Genomic DNA, 20,762 nt, shown 5'->3' with positions numbered 1-20,762 from the left:
AGGCAGCCATGACAGCAAGGCAGGCACAGGTCTAGGTGATCATGGAGTTGCGACGCTCTGTGATCACCGGGGAGACCTGTGCCTGTCCTGCCATCATGGCTGACCGAACCGCTCTGGGGTCAATTCGCGGATCTGCTGCCCGAGCGCCCGACGGTCGATCCGACCCATCCGCTGGGCTGCCACCGCCGCCGCATCAGCGACCGGATCATCTTCGGCAAGCTGCTGCAGCTGCTCCGGTTCGGCTGCTCCTACCAGGCGATCGCCGACACGACCTGCTCGGCGACCACCATCCGCAACCGCCGCGACGAGTGGATCCGACTCGGCGTCTTCGCCCGCCTGAAGCAGATCGCACTCGAGTCCTACGACCGGATTGTCGGGCTGCTGCTTGACCAGATCGCCATCGACGGCTCCATCACCAAGGCCCCCGGCGGCGGGGAGGCCGCCGGGCGCTCACGGGTCGATCGCGGCAAACAGGGCATGAAACGCTCGGGCATGACGGATGGTTACGGAATACCGCTCGGTAGGGTCCTGGCCGGAGCGAACCGCCACGACTCCCCGCTGCTCACCGCGACCCTGGACCGTCTGAAGGACCTACGGCCATTGCCCGACCACATCACCGTGCACCTGGACGCCGGCAACGACTCGGACAAGACACGCACCGAACTCGCCACCCGCGGTCTGTACGGCCGCATGGCGCGCACAAGGGTGAATAGGCGCCGATCCAGGCCGGCCAGCTATGGCACGCCGAGCGCACCCACGCCTGGCAGAACGCCTTCTACCGGCTCGCCCGCTGCTACGAACGCCGCGCAACGGTCATCGACGCCTTCTTCGACCTTGCGGACACCATCACCGTCCGTAGCCTGATCCGCCGGGCCTGGACGACCCACCCCTGGGACGACCGCCCGAACCGCCGTCCATGAGTACACGCTTATCTGCGAGCTCTCAGCGGCCCAGGAGTTCGAGCGCGGCCTTGACGGAACCGAGCAGGGGTTCACCGACCGCGCCGACGGTGGCGGCGATGGCCGCGAGCGCCATCAGTGACCGGCGCCGGGCCGGGGGCTCGGCGGAGGCGGGGCCCCTGCCCGGACCCCGCCGAGTAGATCTGAAGAACGTGATCGCAGCCCACACCGGACGCTCGCCGGAGACAAAAGGAGCCTGGTGACCCTTCTTAACGCCTGTCGGCAAACGATCGTTTGACGACAGGCGGACGGCGCGTCCAACGAATCCGGACATTCCGGGACACCAGGGCGGCGCCGGTCCAATCGGATCCGATGGTGATTGCTGACAGGGTTTGACGGCAGATAGGGTCTGATCCTCCGCACGGAAGGCGGCTCTCGGTGGCGAACCTGGGGTGTCGGTAAGAACCCTGTCACCAACCGCAAACGGTGGCGATTAGTCCTCCAGGCCCTCGCTCTCCCCCTCCGGGCTCGGCGGCTGCCGCAACGTCCGGATCGCCGCCGCCTGGAAGTTGAACCGTGCCGTGTTAGCCCGGACCGTCACCGGGTTCCACTCATCCCAGTGCGGACAGGTCGCACCGGTCGCCATTTGAGCTGCGATCACGTCCCGCATCTCCCGGAAGGCGTCCTCCATCGCCCGTACCGCGACGTCGATCCGCTGAGGGCCCAGCAACTCCACCCGTTCGAGATCCCTACGGACCGCGCGCCGCGCATCTCCTAGCAGACGGCTTGGTTCCTCAGTCGGGTCGTCGAGTCGGTCGCCCTGCTGGTACTCACGTATCCGCGGCTCCCACGACTGCTGCAGGCGCTGGAGGCTGACCACCGTGGTGTCCCAGGTGTCTAGGAACGCCAGGTAGGCCTGCTGGCGTTGCCCGCGTAGCCATTGGCCGTGTTCGACGGTGGCCTGGTCAGTGGTCTGCCGCCGGCCAGCCCTGTAGCCGATGTATGCCACTGCGAGGGCGAACAGTCCGCCCGCTATGGCAGTGAAGATGGTTGCCGTTGCATCGCTCATGGTGCGCATCCTGCCGTTTGCGGCTGGTGACAGTGATGAGGATCTCTGAATTCGGCTGTGGCGGATATTTCGTGATTCCTACTGTCACGCGATGCTGATCAGCGGGGCAGGAAGGATGCCAGAGCAGAATCCCACTGTTCAGCGGCGTGAAGCAGCGCATCCGTATCCGCCCGTACCTCCACGGCGTACTGGTGTCTGCGGTGCGGTCGGGCAGGAGATCGATGGGCCGGCGTGTTTCGACGTCGATGAGGACGGTGCCGTAGGCTGCATCCTTGCGGAACGCGAACTCGTCGATCCCCAGCACCCTGACATGGGCGGACGCTGGGTCCGGAAGTCGCCGGAGTTCCCCGAGAATCACGTCCCGGCTCGTCCGCACCGGCAGGCAGCCGGCGAGCCGGGCACCGGCCCGGGCGCCGACGGCCAACCCGATCGCCTGCACCATCCGGGCCAGGGCTGTCGTCCGGCGCCGGTACCGCGCGGTCAGGTTCGGCACCTGTTCGGCCATCGTCCGGCGGGAGCACAGGCCGTTGTCGCAGAAGAACCGGCGGACCCGCAGACGCAGCAGCACCCGTCGACCGCCCAGCGGACGGTCGGCCAGGCGCCGCATGTACGTGCTGCACGCGTAAGGCGGTCACACCGCACAAGGGACATGCCACCGCCGCCTGCCGAGCATGCAGATCAATCCGTATCGCATCCCCAACGACGCCCACCGCGTCGAGGACCAGCCTCTCAACGTCAGGCCACACCAGATCCCAGAACTGTTCGTCCCCCACGAACACCATGCTGATGAAGAGGCATTGCCGGGCATGACGATTGTTTAGGGCTGGCCTTCACGAAATATCCGCCACAGCCCTGAAATCGGCCAGGGCCGCTCGTCGCCTCATTCGGTCCGGAGTTCAACGGAGTGCGGAGCTTCAACGAGCACCCGCGCGTGATTCCGGCCGAGGCCACCGGCTCGTGGGGTGTGGGCTCGTGTCGGACGGCCAAAGGTGCCATTGGGGTCCACCGCAGCAGCATCTACGCTCTCGGCATGCAGCGCAGCGATGTCATGAGGGACGACGGCACGTGGGTGGGCCTGTCCCTGGACGTGCAGGACCGCCACCAGCCGGGGCTGTGCGTGCTCAGTGCCGGGCCGCAACTGCTGGTCTCCCAGCTGTCGCGGCCTGTGCTGCTCGCTGCTGTCGACGAGCAGCTGCAGGGCGTGAACTTCTGGCGCACCGACGAGTACCGCTCCTTCGTCCCGCCGTTGCGTGCCGATGTGGGGCGAGCCCTGGCGGGCAGCCCGGAGCGATGGGCTCACCGCTTTGCGCAATACCTCATCGATTCGCCGGACAGCCCGTTGCACGAGGGCCGGTGGCTGCTCTCGTGCGAGAGTCCGCTTCGGCGCTGGCGTCACGCTGGCACTTCGCACGGCGAGCACTGGCGCTCGATGCTCGTCGACGGCCATCCGGACGGATACATCGACTGGTTCCTCCATTCTCATTCGTGGGAGGTTCTTCCGCTGCGGCCAATGCCCGATTCCGACGACAGCCGGGTCAAGGCGTACCGTAAGCAGGCCCGGGAAGGGACGCTCCCGCCCGTCTTGTTGTGGTGGGTAAGTGGCCTGGACTGCCATTTGATCCTGGACGGTCACGCGCGGCTCGCTGCGGCGATCACCGAATCCGTCGAGCCGCCGCTGCTGCAGTTGCACCGCACGGTGCCGCGGGGTGACCTGGCCACACGCATCGATCAGGCCGTGGACTTCTACGAGGACGAACTGGCCCGCTTCGCCGCACTCCGCGCCGTCCACGGCCCCACAGTCCCAGACGGCGCCGCCACCGCCGGTCCACGGCTCGTCCGCCTCCTCCACGACCTCAACACCGCGGAACAACCGACCTGGGCCTGGCCCCTGCCCGGCGGAGAGGACCAGTGGCGTCACGTTGCACGCGAGGTGACAGCCGGCCAGGACTGGCTGTGATGGAGCGTGTTCAAAAGGAGTCTGAGGCGCACCGACGGACTTCGCTGATCAGCGGGTACGCGAGGGCGGACGGAGGTCGTTCCCCGCGCTCATGGAGATCGTTTCCCACTGCTCTGACCGTCCCGCATCTGCTCAGGGCCCGGCCGATGTCGTACCCGAGGACGGGTCGAATTGTCGCTCGCTTCACAGACTGCATCTTCCGGCGGCTAGCGCCGTGATCGCGCACTCGGCGGCATGCCGCGCCGCGAGCGCGGAAGGGATCGGCCCGCAGCCGTGGGAGGCGCGTCCGGTCGGTCCGTTCGTGATCCGCCACTGCCAGGCAGTACGTGCGTCTGGGGGTGACGGGCGGTGCCAGACGGGCTGTGCGGCAGAGAGCGCGTGCTCCGCTTTCTGGACCACCACGTCGTGCACCATTCCGCCGATCACAGCCGAGGCCCGCCATCCGTCGTCGTCGGCGGTCCAGCCCAGGGGTGTCGGGGTGGATTCCGACACTTCCAGGAGGACGTCGGCGAGGTCGGCCAGAGTCCGGTACAGAGCGGCACGAACGGCGTCGGTGTGGTGACGGCCCCACCGGCACGGGGTCCGTTCGGCGAGTTCGTCCACGATGGCCTGCGCGGCGAGTTCGTCGAGAAAGTCGGGCTGTGCGAGGCGTTCCCGCGCCAGGGTCGCGGCAGCACCCCATGCGAGGTCGCCGCGGGTCATGGCGGTGTCGCGGGCCAGTGTCCACAGGTCGGCGGGGCCCAGGTCGTCGACCCTGTGCTGGATGCAGAGGGCGGCCGCGTCGGCCGCTGGCGGAACGTCGGCGTTCAGGAGGCCGGCGCGCACCTCGGTGGCCGCGCTCACGTCGCCCGGTTGCAGCGCGCCCGGCGGCAGCGAGGCCGCTGCGTGGAGCACCTGACCATGGACCCGACATACCGGATGGGGTCCTGAAGGCGGTGAAGGGCGCCCGGACAGGGAGCACAGGGCGTCCAGCAGGTCCGTCGGCACAACTCTCAGGTTGATGCAGGCCTTCGACAGGCGGCCGTCCATCCTGTCCTCCCCCTTTCCGCTCTCTGGGATGGCCGGCCGGTCCGGCGCGGTCCCCCTTTGAACCGCGCCGGAGCGGCCTTGTTCTGTGGCTGTGTCAGTCGTCCAGCACGGCCAGGGCGTCGATCTCCACGAGGAGTCCCGGCGGGAGCTGCATGTAGACGGTGGTGCGGGCGGGGAAGGGCTCGCCGACGGCCGCGGCATACGCCTCGTTCAGCTCGGGCAGGTGGGCGGGGTCGGTGAGGTAGACGCGGAGCATGACGACGTCCTCCAGGCCCGCGCCGGCCGCCTTGAGTACGGCGGTGACATTGCGCAGGACCTGTGTGGTCTGCTCGGCGACGGTGGTGCCGGCGACCGCGCCGGTGTCCGGGTCGAAGGGGAGCTGTCCGGAGACCTGCAGGACGGGGCCCTTGCGGATGCCCTGGGACAGCGGGGCCGGGAGAGAGGGGGCATTCTCGGTGGTGATGACGGTTCTGGTCACGGTGGTCCTTGAAGCGGTGGTGATCCCTGAAGGGGGTGAGCAGGCAAAACACATACGGGCGTCAGCTCCAGGCCTGACGTTCCCGGCTGTGGGGGTCGTCGATCTGGGTCCACTCGGCGTCGACGTGCATCGTGGCCCTGCGTTCGGTGTCGTAGGCATCCCAGCCGGGGTCGCCGGTGGCGGCGAACCGGATCCAGGTCTCGTGCATGCGGGCCGCGAGATCCGCCGGGGGCTTGTCGGGGCCGAGCAGGGCGGCGGGGCCGTTCAGCTCGGGCCGGTCCGCGAGGTCGAAGACGAAGGGCAGCTCGACGGCGTGGGTGGCGCCGAGCTCTCCGTCCAGGGCCTGGGAGCGCCAGGCGAACTCGTACGCGTAGGTGGCGGACTGCGGATGGGCGGCATGGGCGCCGGCCAGAGCGCGGGTGCCCGCGCCGAACAGGGCGTCGGCCATGATGGCCGAGCGCAGTTCCGCGAAGGACGCCTCGGGACGGGACTTGCGGTAGGTCTCGACGAGCCGCGCCGGATCCGGATGCGAGCGCGCCGCCGCCTCGTCGACATCGGCTGCGGTCGAGGTGGCGTACTTGCCCACCGGGACCAGGTAGAGGTTGCCCTCCTCGGTGTTGGTGCCGACGAGCAGGTCGACGTCGGCGGCGAGGCCGGCGGCGACGGATGCGGCGGGCTGGGTGTCCAGGACCAGGCTGAAGGGGCTGAGGCCGATCAGCGGGTCGTGGTGGGTGGCGGTCTGCAGGTCGATTCCCGAGAGCTTGGAAGCGGCCTCCACCAGACGCTCGTCGGAGATCTCCGCGAAGGCGTCCACGTGCGGCTCGACGCCCAGGACCTCGGCGGCCGCGCCGGTGACGCGGGCGGCCTGCTCGGTGCTGAACGCGCCCAGGCCACTGCCGCTCTGCACGATCGCCCTGCGGAACAGACCCGCGGCCTCCGCAGTGGCGAGGACGCCGCCGACGACGGTGGCCCCGGCCGACTGGCCGAAGAGCGTGACGTTGTCCGGGGCACCGCCGAAGGCGGCGATGTTCTCCCGCACCCAGCGCAGCGCGGCGACGACGTCGAGCAGACCGCGGTTGGCGGGGGCCCCGGGCAGGTCCAGGAAACCGGCGATGCCTAGCCGGTAGTTGAGCGTGACGAGGACGACGCCGTCGCGGGCGAAGGCGGAACCGTCGTACATCGCGGACCGCGTCGATCCGGCGACGAACCCGCCGCCGTGCACGAACACCATGACCGGCAGGCCGCTCTGCGCGATGGCGGGCGTCCACACGTTGACGGTGAGGTAGTCCTCGCCCCGGCTCCAGCCGGTGCCGAAGTAGGGAGCCATGTCGATGCTGCCGAGCTTGCGCTCGGACTGCGGCGCGTTGGGTCCGGGGACAGTGGCGTCCCGTACGCCGTCCCACGGCTCATGCGGCTCGGGCGGCGCGAAGCGGCCAGCGCCCAAGGGCGGGGCGGCGTAGGGAATGTTCAGGAAGGCAGCGGTGCCGTCCTCCTGACGCAGACCGCGCACGGCTCCCTGCGCGGTGGTCACGACTGGTTCGGCATGGTGGTTCATCTCTGGGTGCCTTTCCGCGGGCTTCAGCCCTGCTCGGTGTACGGGGTGAAGGGCGCCCAACCCTTGACGGCGAAGGTGCTTCCCTCGCGTACGACTTCGGTGGCGCCGTGCCCGCCCAAGTGCGCGGGGATCACGAGCGCGTTGTTGTCGGCCGCCCAGCCCAGCACCTTGCGGCGGGTGGCGCGGGCTTCGGCGGGGTTCTCGCAGAAGCAGCTGTTGGCGTCCGGCTCCAGGATCTGCACCGGGCTGTGCAGCATGTCGCCGACGAACACCGCGCGGTCCGTGCCGGAGGTGAGAGTCAGCACGGAGGAGCCCGGGGTGTGCCCGGGAGCGGCGTCCAGGCGCAGGTTCGCGTCGATCTGGTGGCTGTTGTCCCACAGCTGCGTCAGGCCGGCCTGATACACCGGGGCCACGCTGTCCTCGAAGACGTTCTGGTTGCCGCGGCCGAGCAGCGGTTGATGGCCGTTCTCCGGGTTCCAGAAGTCGAAGTCGTCCTTCGGCATCAGGTAGGTGGCGTTGGGGAACGTCGGCACCCACTGCCGCCCGTCCAGGTAGGTGTTCCAGCCGACGTGGTCAATGTGGAGATGCGTGTTGATCACGATGTCCACGTCCTCCGGTTGGACGCCGGCCCGGGCGAGGTTGGCCAGGAAGTCCGTTTCGAGGTGGCTCCAGACCGGGGCGTAGGGACGCTCCTTGTGGTTGCCCACGCCGGTGTCGACCAGGATCGTCCTGCCCTCGCTGCGCAGCAGCCAGGTCTGGATCGCCGAATTCACGATGTTGGTCTCGGAATCCAAGAAATGCGGGGTGAGCCAGTCGGCACCGTTCTCCCAGACTTCCTTCGAGCTTTCCGGGAAGAAGGTTTCGGGCGTCATTTCGACGGAACCGTAGTATTCCCACACTCGCGTGACGGATACATTGCCGAGGGTTATCTGCTCCATGGGATCTCCTTGGAATCCGGGGGATTTACTCAACCGTACGAGCGGCCCCGGTGGGTGCGGTATCCGTCACGTGACTGCACCTGCTTGTACAGCTCTGAGCGGGGACTTTCCTTTTGCAGGCCGGCGAAAGTCGGCTACTGTTCCGCATTCCATTCCTGGATACTTCTTCAACGGGCACATGGCGACTCGCTGCGGCCACGAGGCCGGAGCCGGGCCCGTACCGGGCCGCTTGCCGGTCGTGTCGTGCGCGATGGCCGCGCCGGCTTTCACATCGGCGGCATCGACGACCTTCCGATCAGCGAAAAGCCAAGGATGTCCGTTTCTCCTGAAACCGATGCTGTCCCCACTCAGCCCCCAGTCTGCCAACTGCCCTGTATTTCACGTCGTGTTCGTCCCGGTCCCTCGTCAGATGTACTGCTCACCCTCGCTGCAAATCCGCAGTCCCACCGGCCTTCCGCCAGCACCTGCAGCAAGCCACACTGCCGGTCCTGGCCCGATACGGGACGGCGCGGCAGGTCCGGAGCATAGAAGTGGTCGCACGCGTCTGCGACCAGGCGGCCGCGGAAGACGCATGCCCCCACGTTCCGATGTCCCCTACGTCTGTTACGTCTACGAGTTCGTCTCCGCCGCGACTGCCGGACGATGCCATCGGCCTCCGGCTGACCGACCACACCGTGCGCGTGGTGCAGGACACGGTTCTCCAGCAGTTGCTGCTCTGGTCCGGGATCGGGCCGGCACTGATCGCCCTGCTCACCGGATTCATGGGCTGGTGGCTCGTCGGCCGGGCACTCGCACCGGTCGCGCCATGACGGACACCGCCCGCCGGATCAGCGAACAGCACTTGCACGAACGCCTCGCGCTCATCGTCACCGACGACGAACTGAACAGGTTCGCCGGCACCTTCGACAGCAAGTTCGACCGGTTGGAGAAGTCCTTCGAGAGCCGGCGCCGCTTCGTCGCCAACGCCTCATACGAGCTGCGCACCCCGCTGGCCGTGCAGCGCACCAGCCGGGAAGTGAGGCTCACCGACCCGCTCCCGGAAGGTCTGGCGGACGTACGCGAGAAACCTGCTCGCCATGGACCGCGACGCGGAGAAACTGATCGCCTCGCTGCTGCTGCTCGCCCGCAGCAGCCTCGGCCCTCGACGGGACGAGACCGAGGAGAGCGGTCTCAGGAACGCCGCACATCAGGCGGTCGGGAATCTGCTGCCCCAGGCCGAGGAGAAGAAGGTCTCCCTCGAACTGGCGGCCCACGGGCCGATGCCGGTCATCGGAGACGCGGTGCTGCTGCGCCATCTGATGGCGAACCTGGTGGACAACGCCGTGCCGTACAACCGGGCCGGCGGAACGGTGTGGGTCCGGCTCACCGGTCGGACACTCACCGTCACCACCACGGGGACACCCGTGGACCCGGACCGGGCGGTCGGTCTCTTCGAACCGTTCCGGTGCCTCGGCCAGGACCGCACCAGCACCTCCGGCCACGGTCTGGGCCTGTCCATCGTCGCATCGATCACACCGGCGCACGCGGCCCGCGTCACCGCCCGCCCGAGACAGGACGGCGGATTCACCGTCTCGGTCACGTTCACCGGCACCTGACCACCACTTGGTCTATCCGGCTCGGGCGCGTTCGCACCGGTCGGCGAGGACGGCGCAGTTCACTGCGGCAGCGTGGACCGGGCCGTGCGGCAACGGGATGTCCACGCTCTCGGAGGGCACCATGGTGGTGCGGTCGGGGTCCGAGGCGAGTGGGTCCAAGGCTCGTACGAGCGCGGTCAGGGTCGCGTCGAGGCGATTGATGTGAAGCAGCAGGCGATGCTCTGGCGACGGCCAGATGCGGCTCACGCGTTGCTCCTCCGAGAGCAGGGCCAGTGCCCTGACAACCGTGGGGCGTGCCGTTTGTGGGGCGCTTTCGGGTCGACGGCCCGTGACCTGGATCAGGTGGGTCACGGTCTCGTGCGCGCGGTCGGCCGCAGCAGTGAGGCGGACGGCGCACTCCGGGACGTGGCCCGCCGGGAGACGTGCGGCCGTGGCGGCCAGGCTTCGTGCGTGGTACGCGCCGGTCTCGAGGAGTTCCAGCAGGTGGCGGGTGCGGTGACGGCGGCGGCGCTGCGGATTGAGCGGATGGGTGAGAGGCAGACTGGCCTTGCGGAAGGATTCCAGTGCCTGGTCGAGGTCATGTGCCGCGCGGACCCAGCTCGTCGGGGTTTTCGTGTCCGTGCTTCCTGCCGCGACGGTCCGAAAGAGGCGGTCGAGGACTTGCAGGAAGGCGACCAGTTCCTCGTCGCTGGCGCGGCGGACCGTGGTGGGAAGGACGAGGACGGCGGCAAGGATCCCGCAGGACACTCCCAGTGCGGTCTCCTGGACGCGCAGGAGCAGCACGTGGGTCGAGAAGGTGTCCATCAGCGCGAGCAGCATGCCGAGCGTGCCGGTGATGAAGAACGTCACGGCCCAGTAGGCGTGCGACGGTGTGTAGAACATCCCGAACATGCACAGCAGGAGCAGGATCAGGAGGACGGGGCCGTCTCCGCCGACCAGGGCGGCGAGGCCGTAGCCGAACACCACGCCGAGGACCGTGCCCGCCAGCCGCCGCAGGCTCTGCAGCAGTACCTCGCCGGTGCTCTCGTTCTTGATGAAGACGACCCATGCGGCCGCGACGGCCCAGTACCACAGGTGCGGAGACAGGAGATGACCGCCCGCGATGGCGAGGGCCGAGGCAGCCGTCACCTGAAACGCCTGACGGGTGGCTCCCCGCTTCAGGCTCTCGGTGTCTGTGTCCCTGCGCGGCAGCGCCCCGAAGGTGAGTGAGGCGTGCTTGCCTGTCGGAGGTGTCCGGCGTCCTGCCGGGCGGTCACGTGGGCCGAGAACCCGCAGGGCTTCGGCGAGTTCGTCGACCGCGGGGAAACAGTCCAGCACGAGAGCGGAGCCGGTCGGCCGGTTCGCCGGGCCGCCTTCGTACCCCTCTGCGCACCGCTCGGCTGCGCAAGTGGTTCCCACGGTGGGCTGGTGCCGGAGAGCCCGGATCCGCTGGGCGAGCCGCTGTCGCACCGTCCGTTCCGACAGATCACTGCGGGCCGCCGGGGTGCGCATCGCACGGACCGCCAGTACGGCCAGGCGATGCGCAGCCACCTCCACCCGGCTGAGGTGCGGCAGCAGGGCCTCGGTGTCCTCGTCGGCGGCGCGCTCGGCGAGAAAGTCCTCGATCAGCAGCACGGACGCGTGCAGCCGGCCGAGGCGGTCCTGCAACGATCGGCTCCGGGTGTCGATGTCGTGCCCGGTGGCGATCACCGAGGCCGTGTCCCGGAGGACGTCGTGCAGACGCACGTCGAAGGTGTGCCGCAGCCGCCTCAGGGCTTGGGACGCCGTGACGGGGCCGACGCAGTACCACACGGTCGTGACGGCCCCGAACGCAACCAGTACCGATGCCCCGAACTGCGGAAGCTGGTCTGCCCGGGCCTGGGTGAACCGAGACAGCAGGAAGGCCATGAAACCGAAGATCCCCAGGCCCAGCCCTCGCGGGCCGAACTGGCGGGCCTGAACGGCGAGGTAGATCACCACCAGGAAAACCAGCTTGGCTGCTGTCGGGTACGGCGTCAGCGCGGCTCCGGCGGCCAGGGACGCCAGGGAGAGCGGAACGCCGAGTCCGAGCGTGATGAGCCGGTTGCGCGGGTGCAGGTCGCTCACGGCCAGTGACGTCGTCATCGCGGTGAAGCCGCCGGCCACCAGCACCGTCTCGGGCGCTCGCAGCGCTGTCAGCACGGCGAGGGTCGCGGCAGTACCGAGCACGGCGCGCATCGCGGAGGTCAGGCGCACGAGCCCAGGGTCGAAAGCCGCGAACCGGTCCCACGACGATGTCGTCCTCCTTACCACCATGGAGATCTCCGTAGGTCCTTTCGCGTGCGCACGGCCGTGCGGGATCCTTCGGGTTCTGACCGGCCGCCGCCCGCGTCACCAGTCTCGGCAGGCGAGGCTCCGTCCGGTATGCGCCAGGTGACTGCTTTCGCAGGGTTCTGCAGCACGTGGACGTCCGTCGCCGGCGTCGGCGACCGCGCAGCACTGGCAGGTGCCTGCATCCGTCGACGACGGCTTCCGGGCTCAAGGGGCTACGCAGTGCACGGACTTGGGGCGGACAGCTGCCAGGCGCCCAGAAGGTCACGCGACATTCGACGCATCTCGACACAGCCATCATCGAGCCGCAGGTTTCCGTGCGCCGCTCGTTCACTCGGGTCGTACGCCCGCTCAAGAGCAGCCTCATGGGCCTGCTCCGGACCAGCCATGCCGTCGACGACGTAGAAGTGGCGTACAAGCCGACCACATGGAGTGCGGAACCCGAGTCCGACCAGCCACCAGCGTCCAGTAACCATGACAGTGCCTTCCGGTCGGGATGTACGGCCTCCGCGATCCCCGTCTGTGATGGCACGACGCCACCGCCGACGCACGATCGTGCCTGCCCACCGACCCGGAAAGGCGCGACCGTGCTCGCTTCACGATTCTGTGGCCGGACGAACAGCCGGGGGTATGCGTCACGTGACTGCATCAGTGCTGGTCGGCCACCGGATGGGGTGTTTGCGCCTGCCGGCCGGTTGTCCCGTCGTGGCGATCCCGAGGCCGCCGGTGCGGAGACGTACTGCTCCACGCGTGCGGAGGTCGGCGGTCGACTCGCCACGATGTCCGCGCGGCGCGCGACTCCGCGGGTGAAACCAGGCCTCCGGGAGAACTCCATGGATGCCACGGGCCGGAAGATCCCGGACGACGACTGCGTGTTACTGACAGACTGCGCTCGGATATGCTTCTGACCGGCTTCGAGGCCGCTCCCACAGGCGCTGCCCGCGGTTCTCCCAGGCTAGTATCTGGGGTATCTCAATTCCCTGGAGCATCCGTGGAAAACGATGGAAAGGCTCGTGGGTACCAGCGCTCGACGCGGAATTCCGGTCTGGCACTGGTCGGCCGGGAAGCCGAGACCGCAGAAATAGTCCGGCGGGTCGGCACCGATCGCTCCCACAGCGACGTGTTGATCCTCACGGGTGACCCCGGTGCCGGAAAGAGCACACTCCTTGACATCGCAGCCGATCGCGCACGGAGTGCGGGTGGCCGAGTGCTGCGAGCGGTGGGGAGCGAATCCGAAGCCCACCTTGGATTCGCGGGCCTTCATCAGATGCTCCGCCCGGTACTCGGTGCCACGGAGGGCCTGCCGTCGCGGCAGCGCGCCGCGCTCCGCGCCGTCCTGGGGCTCGACGAGTGTGCCGAGGCCCCCGACGCGATGATCGTGGGTCTGGCGGTTCTGACCTTGTTGTCGGACCTGGCGGAGACCGCCCCGCTGCTGGTCGTGGTCGACGACGCCCAGTGGATCGACCGCGGGTCCCTGGACGCTCTCTCCTTCGTGGCGCGACGCATGGACAGCGAGCCCGTCACACTGCTGCTGGGAGTCCGCACCGCGGCCGTACTGCCCGGCTTCGACAAGGGGTACGAGCGCCTCGAACTCGGCCCGCTGGACAGTGCGGCAGCCAACCGGTTGCTCGACCGGCAGCCCGCACCGCCCACCGGCCGAACCCGCGTGCGGATCCTCGAGGAGGCGGCCGGCAACCCGCTGGCCCTGGTGGAACTCGCCCACGCCACTGCGGTCCGCCACCCCGAGGGCAGCAGCGTGGAGGGCCCGCTGCCAGTCACCGACCGGCTGGAGCGGATCTTCGCAGGGCACGCGGCCAACCTGCCGGAACCAACCCGCCGCATCCTGCTGCTCCTCGCGGCCGCCGATGCAGCGGACGCGCAGGCAGCCGCCATGGGACTGCCAGAGGCGGACGACGCTGCATGGGAGCCGGCGGACCGGGCCGGTCTCGTACGCCAGGACGGAACCAGGATCGTTTTCCGTCACCCGCTCATCCGCTCCGCCGTCTACCATGCCGCGTCCTTCGAGGAACGCCGCCAGGCACACCTGGCTCTCGCGGAACTGCTGCGCAAGGAGCCCGACCGCCGCGCCTGGCATCTGGCCGCCGCGACCGTACGCCCCGACCAGGACGTATCGGCCGCGTTGCAGCAGACGGCCGACCGGGCCCGGCGCCGGGGTGGCTTTGCGGCCGCCGCCGCGGCCCAGGAGCGCGCCGCGGAACTCAGCCCACGCCGCGAAGACCGGGCGCGCCTGCTCGCCGAAGCCGCTGCCAGCGCCGTCTTCACCGGTCAGCTCGGCTGGGTGGAGCACCTGGCCGCCGCAGTCCATGAGTGCACCGACGACCCGGAGCTGCGGGGCAGAGCCGCGCTGGCCACCGGTCGGCTCATGTCGCTGGGCCCCCACCACACAGCAGCCTTCGCCCTGCTCATGCGCGTCGCCGACGAGGCGGCGAACGCCCGGTCACCCCTCGTACTCGACGCGCTGGCCGCAGCAGCGGTGGTCCGCTACTACTCGGGCGAGGAGTCCCAGCAGCGACAGATCCAGAGCCTGCTCTCCGGCATGTCCGACGATGCCGCCGGAGCGGCGCTGCACGCCTGGGTCATGGCCGTCTCCGACCCCGGCGGCGCAGGGGCGTCCCTCGCACCGGTGCTGCCCGAGCTCATCGCCGAGGCCAAGGGCGACGCCCAGCGCCTGACCGCGCTGGCCATCGTCGCCTGGCTGCTCGACCAGACCACCCTCGCGGCCAGGACCTTCGACGAGGCGTTCGACCAGTGGCAGGCCCACGGCCCGCTCCCGGACGGACTGGGATGCGCGGCCGGCTGGACCCGCCTGGAGCAGGGCCGATGGGCCGAGGCCCGCTCGGTGGCTGCCGACATCGCGGCCATGGCATCATCGGCCGGACTCGACCATGCCGAGGCGTGTGCTCAGGCACTCGACGCCACGGTGGTCGCCCTGCTGGGCGACCCGGCCGGCGCGCGCCGGCTCGCCGAGCGAGCCCTGTCTCTCGTCGACCCGCTGGAGAGCCGCTCCGTCGCGGTCTTCGCCCGCCGGGCCCTGGGAATGGCGGCCGTGGCCGAGGGCGACTACGACACCGCGTACACGCAGTTCCGCTCCGCGTTCACCGACGACGGCGATCCGGTCCACTACCACGTCTCTTACACCGTCCTGGCCGAATTCGCGGCTGCGGCCGTCCGCCGCGGACGGCAGGAGCACGCCGCACAACTGCTGGAACGGTCGGCGCAGCGCCTCGGTACGGGCATGTCGGCACGGCTGGCCGCACTGATCGCCCGTGGCCGCGCCCTGCTGGCGGATCCCGAGCACGCGGAGCCGTTCTTCCAGGCCGCGCTCGCGCAGCCCGCGGGTGAGCAGTGGCCGTTCGAACGGGCGCAGACCCGGCTCGACTACGGGGAATGGCTCCGGCGACAGCGCCGTATCGCCGAGGCCCGTCCCCTGCTGAGCGGCGCTCTGGAAACCTTCCAGCGCCTCGGCGCCCGGCCGTGGGCCGAGCGGGCACAGGCAGAACTGCGCGCCGCCGGCATCGAGACGACCGACGTCGTGCCCAGCGCCTTCACCGAACTCAGCCCCCAGCAACAGCAGATCGTCCGACTGGCGGCCCGCGGTCTGACGAACCGCGAGATCGGGGAAAAGCTGTTCCTCTCACCGCGCACGGTCGGCTCCCACCTCTACCGGGTCTTTCCTAAGCTGGGCATCACCGCCCGCTCGCAACTCCGTGACGTACTCGAAGGCACCCTGTCAGATACCGGCGTCCAGAGCTGACAGCCGAATCCGCCGCGGCTACGCGCTGACGCGCGTGCCGCCTGCCGGGCGTCTTCCGACACGGCGACGGCCGTCGCTGTGCAGTCGACTGACAGATACCGCGACCGGATTCCGCGTGACAGATTGATAGAGCGCGACGACGGCAGACCGCACAAACTCGTACCATCCGCCCACCACACCCGCCGAACTTACGAAAAGATCAGTAGTGGGGCCTCAGTCGTTATGGGCGACCGGCTCGGAGTCGGCGTCGAGTGCATCGAGCACTGCGTCGCCGTTCGCCCTCGCCCACTCGGTCAGCATGTGGATCGGATCGATCAGTGTCGCGCCGAGCGGGGTGAGTTCGTACTCGACGCGGGGCGGCACCTCGGCGTAGGCGTGGCGGCGGATGAGTCCATGCGCCTCGAGCCGTCGAAGCGTCTGGGTGAGCATCTTGCGGGAGATGCCGCCGATCAAGTCGATCAGCTTGCCATGGCGCACCGGGCCCCTGCTGAGGCCGTAGAGCACGACCACCGTCCACTTGTCGGCGATCAGCTCGACCGCAAGACGCGCCGGACAGTCGGCGAGAAAGGAATCCCCGGGACCGAAACCGCTCATGGCGCCAAAGGGTACCTGCGCCGAAGGTACCTGCTGGTGCCTATCACATTCATAGCCTGGGTCCTCTCCCCTTCCAAAGCCAGGAGAGTCATGCGAGTCATCACCCAGCAGACGCTCGGCGGTCCCGAGGTGCTCACCATCGTGGACGCGCCCGAGCCCCAGCCCCTCCCGACCGAGGTTCTCGTCCGCGTCAAGGCGATCGGGCTGAACCCGCTGGAGGCGCGCCTGCGCGCCGGCGAGTTCCCGCTGATCGGCCAGCCGCCGTTCATCCTCGGCTGGGACATCAGCGGCGTGGTCGAGGAGGCGCCGCAGACGTGGCGGTTCAGGCCCGGCGACGAGGTGTTCGGGATGCCGCTGTTCCCCCGGGCGGCGAGCGCGTACGCCGAGGTCGTGTCGGCGCCGGCGTTGCACCTGGCACGCAAGCCGGCGTCGCTCTCGCATGTCGATGCGTCGGCGCTGCCGGTCGTCGGGCTGACGGCGTGGCAGGGCCTCGTCGACCTCGGCGGCGTGAGGGAGGGCGACCGCGTCCTGATCCACGGCGGTGGGGGCGGGGTCGGCCACGTCGCGATCCAGATCGCGAAAGCGCTCGGCGCGCACGTGATCACCACCGCCAGTGGAAGCAAGCGGACGTTCGTCGAGGGGTTCGGCGCCGACGAGGTGATCGACTACACGGCGGTCGACTTCACCGAGGCGGTCCGCGACATCGACGTCGTGCTCGACACGATCGGCGGCGACACCGTCGAGCGGTCGCTCGAAGTGCTCCGCCCGGGCGGTCACCTGGTGACCGCGGTCGCCGAGGAGGATTCGGAGCTCATCGCCAGGTACGAGGCGGCCGGCATGCGCTTCAGCGGCATCGCGGTCGAACCCGATCCGGTCGCCCTGCGAGCTCTCGTCGAACTCGTCGAACAGGGCAGGCTCCGGGTCCACGTGCAGGAGACGTTCCCGTTCGAGCGCGTCGCCGACGCGCACCGGCTGCTCGACGGCGGTCACCTCCAGGGCAAGCTCGTCCTCACCGTCTGATCCCGTCGTGGGGCCTCGCGTAAGCGAGGCCCCACTGAGGTGTCCTCTGAGTCCCCACGGCCAGCTCCGGCCTTCCGTCTCAACGAACCGAGTCGACCTGTCTCATCCAACTCAGTCCACGCAGGTCACCGTCATGCGGACGCCCAACTTCATCGAGACAGGGCACTTCCCCTCGGTCGCCGCCTCTCGCTGTTCCCGGCCCGAGCTATGGTCTCAGGGGGAAGGACACTCAACCCGCAGATACTGAGGTTTTCGGGTTGTCGTCGGGTGGTGACGGTTCATGATCCCTGCGGTATGCCGGTGAGGTGAGGTATCCGGAGGGTGGGGGCCTGACCGCTGAGCGTCGGGCGTTTCGTGAGGGGATCCGGCTTCAGGCCGCGCAGCGGTTCGCGGCAGGTGAGAAGACGGAGGTGATCGCGAAGGATCTGCGGGTGAGTGTGCGGTCGGTGGAACGGTGGCGCCGTGCTTGGCGCGAGGGCGGCGCGGAGGCCTTACGCTCGGCGGGGCCAGCGAACTCCCCGACCGTCACCGATGCCCAGTTCACCGTGCTCGAGGAGGAACTCGGCAAGGGTCCGTCAGCGCACGGCTTCGATGACGAACGCTGGACTCTGGCCCGGGTCCAGACGGTGATCCGCCGCCGTCTGCGGGTGAGCCTGTCGGTGGCGACGGTGTGGCGGCTGCTGAAACGGCACGGCTGGTCCTGGCAGGCACCGGCCCGCAGAGCCCTCGAGCGTGACGAGCACGCGGTGGAGCTGTGGAAGAAGGAGGTGTGGCCCCAGGTAAAAGGCTCGCGGCGGCGTGTGACGGCTGGATCGTCTTCGAGGACGAAGCCGGCTTCTCGATGACGCCACCGGTGGCCCGCACCTGGGGCCGGCGCGGACACACACCCGTCATCCGCGTTCGTGGCAGGTCCCGTCGCCGGACCTCGGTCGCCGCCCTGTGCTGCTACAAAGCCGGTGAGAAGAGCCGTCTCATCCACCGGCCCCGCACCCATCTCCTCCTCAAGGGCACACGCAAAAGCTTCTCCTGGAAGGACTACCGCGACCTGCTGGTCCGCGCGCACATCCAGCTCGACGGCCCGATCGTGGTGGTCTGGGACAATCTCAACACCCACCTGGCCGCTGGACTGAAGCAGTACGAGGCCGAGCACGACTGGCTCACCACCGTCCGTCTCCCGCCCTACGCACCCGACCTCAATCCCGTCGAGGCCGTCTGGTCGCTGGTACGCAGGGCGATGGCCAACACCGCCTTCGACACAGCCGATGACCTCGACCGCATCCTTCGCCGCGAGTTACGCAAGATCCAGCTCCATCCCCACCTGATCGACGGCTGCCTCACCGCCACGGGTCTGACCATCACCCCACCGACCCCGCCCTGAAAACCTCAGTAGGTACTACCGGGACACCTTCGTGAAGCGGCGGGTGTGGTAGGCGCAGGCGACCGCACCGCCGCGCGAGCGGCACGGCGAGCCGGGTTGGGCGTCACACTTCGGACAGGTGTGCTGTTCGACGTCGTCCGCGTCCGGCCGGTTGGTCGGGGAGGGGTTCTGAGGGCCCGTCATGAGTCCGGATTTTCGAACGATGCAAGTCTCAGAAGGGGGTCCGTCCCGCTTGTGAGTGAGAACGGGTGCTGAGAACGAATCCGGTCCGGTGAGGGTCCGATGGCCTACTGTTGATCTCGCTCGCGCAAAGGACCGTTTATGCGAGATCAGACTGTCCACGAACGGCCTGGAACGTCCCTGCGGCGGTGAACGCGTTGGCGATCGGCGCGATGAGCGAGGCGAAGCGGCGGGCGCCTGCGTTGCCGATCGGTGCCCATAGCGCGGCGCAGTGTTCGTCTGTCTCCACTTCGATGCGCTCGCGTGCCGCACGGCCGGCGCCGGTGATCACGCCATGGCGGTCGAGCCAGCCGCGCGCGACGAGGCGTGCTGTCGCCGCGCTCCACTCCTCGTCGTCCCACTGGCGGGTCGTTCGCGCCAGAGCTGCCGGGAGGCCGCCGGTCGCGGTGTGCAGAACGAGACAGTCGCACGGCCCGAGGCCGTTGTCGGCGAGCACGACGAGATGGGCGTCGCCGCGCCACTCGCGTGCCACCGTGATCTGCTGCCAGAGTGCGACGAGAGGGTCGGGGGGAAGCACGACCGAGGCGTTCGCGGCAGCCAGCACCTTGCCGGCGTAGTCGGCACCGGCGACGACCGGGTCGATCAGCGCGCGCGCCTCGGCAAGGTGGTCGTCGATGAGATGTACGCCGACGCGCCGCATCGCCCGGCCGACGGCCAGGAAGCGGGCGGCCTGCCATCGCTCGGGCGGCGCGATGTCCCATACGCCCGCCATGGCCCGCACTGCCCGCGGGCTGAAGTTGTAGAAGGCCGCGAGCGTGACCTGCCACGGAACCGCGCCCATCGCGGCCGACCGGAAGGCCAGATACGCAGGCCCGCGGTCGGTCACGCCGAGCCCGGCCGCCTCCTCGGCGGTCTCGGGGACGAGATAGATGAACAGGTGGGCGGCGCTGACGGCGCGGCTGACGTCACGGACGGCGTTCAGGTCCATCGGGCCGTCGCCGGTGCGGGCGGAGTCTGCAGGGCTGTCGAGGTGCATGGCGGTGGTGTCTCCGGGAGTCGGGGGGCGCTGTCAGGCGGGTGTTTCGGCAGTGGCGGTCAACACCGCGCGTCCGAGGGCGTGGCCGGCCATGGTGAAGCCGAGGACGGCCGGTGTGGCGTCGGCCGGGACACCTGTGGCGGGGATGTCGAGGGCGTGCACCACGACGAAGTAACGGTGCGAGCCGTGTCGGCCGGCGGGGCGGCGCCGATGTAGCGGGCCACGCGGGCGTCGTTGGGCAACTGGTAGGCGCCCTGGGGCAGATGTGAGCCGGTGTCGTCGCCGGCGCCCTCGGGCAGCTCGGTGACCGTGGCGGGGATGTCGGCGACCGCCCAGTGTCAGAACCCGGACCCGGTGGGGGCGTCGGGGTCGTAGACGGTGACGGCATAGCTCTTGGTGCCGTCCGGGGCGCCGCTCCAGGACAGCTGCGGGGATGTGTCCTTCCCGCCGGGCAGGCCGGAGGAGTGCTGCTCGGGCGGCCACGCGGCGCCGTCGGTGACGGTGGTGCTGGTGACGGTGAACGAGGCCGCCTGGGGGAGGCGGGCGAAGGGGTCGTTGGCAGGCACAGCGGTCGTTCCTTTCCGGACGAGGGTGCCCTCATCGGCTATTTAATCGACAGTAACACGGATAATCGATTATCTGGTGGATCGTCTAGGATGGACTCATGACTCAGACGGCGCACTCCTCGACCTCACCGGGGAAGCAGATGCTTTCCGAGCAGGTCTACGCACACCTGCGGGACGCGATCATGCGCGGGGGACCACTGCCCCGGCGCCCCCCTCAAGCCGCAGGATCTTGCCAAGGAGCAGGGCGTGAGCCTGGCCGTGGTGCGCGAGGCGCTCGTGAGGGTGGTCGGCGAGGGGCTCGCCGACCGGCTACCCAACCGCGGTTTCGCAGTCCCCTCCTTCTCCGACCGCCGCTGGCAGGAGATCGCGGAAGCCCGCCGGACCATCGAACCGGTCGTCCTGCG

16 protein-coding genes and 3 pseudogenes are annotated in these 20,762 nt (G+C 69.2%); 9 read left to right on the top strand and 10 right to left on the bottom strand.

All coding sequences use genetic code 11. The features are described from left to right. The first annotated feature begins 78 nt into the window (after positions 1-78). Positions 79-920: pseudogene (locus AC6I72_RS31650) on the top strand (IS5 family transposase). 472 nt (positions 921-1,392) lie between these two features. Here AC6I72_RS31650 and AC6I72_RS31645 read toward each other — a convergent pair. Further along, positions 1,393-1,968 carry a hypothetical protein gene (locus tag AC6I72_RS31645; protein ID WP_498004903.1) on the bottom strand — a complete coding sequence of 192 codons (576 nt, stop codon included), beginning with the start codon at positions 1,966-1,968 and terminating at the stop codon, positions 1,393-1,395. 671 nt (positions 1,969-2,639) lie between these two features. Here AC6I72_RS31645 and AC6I72_RS31640 point away from each other — a divergent pair. Together AC6I72_RS31640 and AC6I72_RS31635 are read left to right on the top strand one after the other, a co-directional pair. After that, entirely contained in the window at positions 2,640-2,789 is a 150-nt protein-coding gene (locus AC6I72_RS31640; RefSeq protein ID WP_498004902.1) for a hypothetical protein, read from the top strand. Between the two features lie 209 nt (positions 2,790-2,998). Beyond that, positions 2,999-3,925: a hypothetical protein gene (locus AC6I72_RS31635; protein ID WP_498004901.1), complete on the top strand. Its 927-nt coding sequence runs from the start codon at positions 2,999-3,001 to the stop codon at positions 3,923-3,925. A 183-nt stretch (positions 3,926-4,108) separates the two neighbouring features. Here AC6I72_RS31635 and AC6I72_RS31630 read toward each other — a convergent pair whose 3' ends face one another. The 4 genes from AC6I72_RS31630 to AC6I72_RS31615 all read right to left on the bottom strand — a co-directional run bounded on the left by AC6I72_RS31630 (position 4,109) and on the right by AC6I72_RS31615 (position 7,925). Continuing rightward, positions 4,109-4,954, bottom strand: coding sequence for a hypothetical protein (locus tag AC6I72_RS31630; protein WP_498004899.1), 846 nt, complete (start codon positions 4,952-4,954; stop codon positions 4,109-4,111). Positions 4,955-5,048: 94 nt separating this feature from the next. Further along, positions 5,049-5,432: a RidA family protein gene (locus AC6I72_RS31625; RefSeq protein WP_365536057.1), complete on the bottom strand. Its 384-nt coding sequence runs from the start codon at positions 5,430-5,432 to the stop codon at positions 5,049-5,051. A 61-nt stretch (positions 5,433-5,493) separates the two neighbouring features. Further along, the gene (locus AC6I72_RS31620) at positions 5,494-6,987 is read right to left on the bottom strand and encodes a carboxylesterase/lipase family protein (protein WP_498004898.1); all 1,494 of its coding nucleotides are present in this window, start codon (positions 6,985-6,987) and stop codon (positions 5,494-5,496) included. Positions 6,988-7,010: 23 nt separating this feature from the next. Further along, positions 7,011-7,925 (bottom strand): MBL fold metallo-hydrolase, encoded by a 915-nt coding sequence (locus AC6I72_RS31615; protein ID WP_498004897.1) that lies wholly within the window; start codon positions 7,923-7,925, stop codon positions 7,011-7,013. A 683-nt stretch (positions 7,926-8,608) separates the two neighbouring features. Here AC6I72_RS31615 and AC6I72_RS31610 point away from each other — a divergent pair. Together AC6I72_RS31610 and AC6I72_RS31605 are read left to right on the top strand one after the other, a co-directional pair. Beyond that, positions 8,609-8,734, top strand: coding sequence for a hypothetical protein (locus AC6I72_RS31610; protein WP_498004896.1), 126 nt, complete (start codon positions 8,609-8,611; stop codon positions 8,732-8,734). 267 nt (positions 8,735-9,001) lie between these two features. Next, positions 9,002-9,520, top strand: coding sequence for a sensor histidine kinase (locus AC6I72_RS31605; RefSeq protein ID WP_498004894.1), 519 nt, complete (start codon positions 9,002-9,004; stop codon positions 9,518-9,520). 12 nt (positions 9,521-9,532) lie between these two features. Here the strand turns inward: AC6I72_RS31605 and AC6I72_RS31600 are convergent, their stop codons facing one another. Then, on the bottom strand, positions 9,533-11,734 hold the full coding sequence (locus tag AC6I72_RS31600) for an FUSC family protein (RefSeq protein ID WP_498004893.1): 2,202 nt from the start codon (positions 11,732-11,734) through the stop codon (positions 9,533-9,535). Positions 11,735-12,800: 1,066 nt separating this feature from the next. On the opposite strand from AC6I72_RS31600, the gene AC6I72_RS31595 reads away from it, so the two are divergent. Further along, positions 12,801-15,584: a helix-turn-helix transcriptional regulator gene (locus AC6I72_RS31595; protein ID WP_498004892.1), complete on the top strand. Its 2,784-nt coding sequence runs from the start codon at positions 12,801-12,803 to the stop codon at positions 15,582-15,584. Positions 15,585-15,797: 213 nt separating this feature from the next. On the opposite strand, the gene AC6I72_RS31590 is transcribed toward AC6I72_RS31595, so the two are convergent. Then, a complete protein-coding gene (locus AC6I72_RS31590) occupies positions 15,798-16,178 on the bottom strand; it encodes a winged helix-turn-helix transcriptional regulator (protein ID WP_498004891.1) in 381 nt (126 codons plus the stop codon). Between the two features lie 90 nt (positions 16,179-16,268). Here AC6I72_RS31590 and AC6I72_RS31585 point away from each other — a divergent pair, with 90 nt between their 5' ends. Beyond that, on the top strand, positions 16,269-17,198 hold the full coding sequence (locus tag AC6I72_RS31585; RefSeq protein ID WP_498004890.1) for an NADP-dependent oxidoreductase: 930 nt from the start codon (positions 16,269-16,271) through the stop codon (positions 17,196-17,198). A gap of 305 nt (positions 17,199-17,503) precedes the next feature. Further along, positions 17,504-18,576 (top strand): IS630 family transposase gene (locus tag AC6I72_RS31580; protein ID WP_498004479.1). Its coding sequence is split into 2 segments (ribosomal slippage): positions 17,504-18,014 and positions 18,014-18,576, totalling 1,074 coding nucleotides; the frame shifts between segments, so codons are not numbered across the junction. Between the two features lie 15 nt (positions 18,577-18,591). Here AC6I72_RS31580 and AC6I72_RS31575 read toward each other — a convergent pair. From AC6I72_RS31575 to AC6I72_RS31565, 3 genes and pseudogenes are all read right to left on the bottom strand, one after another. After that, the gene (locus AC6I72_RS31575; protein ID WP_498004889.1) at positions 18,592-18,759 is read right to left on the bottom strand and encodes a zinc finger domain-containing protein; all 168 of its coding nucleotides are present in this window, start codon (positions 18,757-18,759) and stop codon (positions 18,592-18,594) included. Positions 18,760-18,895: 136 nt separating this feature from the next. Beyond that, the gene (locus AC6I72_RS31570; RefSeq protein WP_498004888.1) at positions 18,896-19,792 is read right to left on the bottom strand and encodes an SCO6745 family protein; all 897 of its coding nucleotides are present in this window, start codon (positions 19,790-19,792) and stop codon (positions 18,896-18,898) included. Between the two features lie 33 nt (positions 19,793-19,825). Next, a pseudogene (locus AC6I72_RS31565) lies at positions 19,826-20,358 on the bottom strand (YbhB/YbcL family Raf kinase inhibitor-like protein). A 98-nt stretch (positions 20,359-20,456) separates the two neighbouring features. Here AC6I72_RS31565 and AC6I72_RS31560 point away from each other — a divergent pair. Next, positions 20,457-20,762, top strand: a pseudogene (locus AC6I72_RS31560) (GntR family transcriptional regulator); the annotation flags it as partial.

Source organism: Streptomyces sp. Xyl84, from assembly GCF_059731885.1.
Note: the sequence above shows the minus strand (reverse complement) of the source record. Positions and strands in the feature narration are given on the sequence as shown.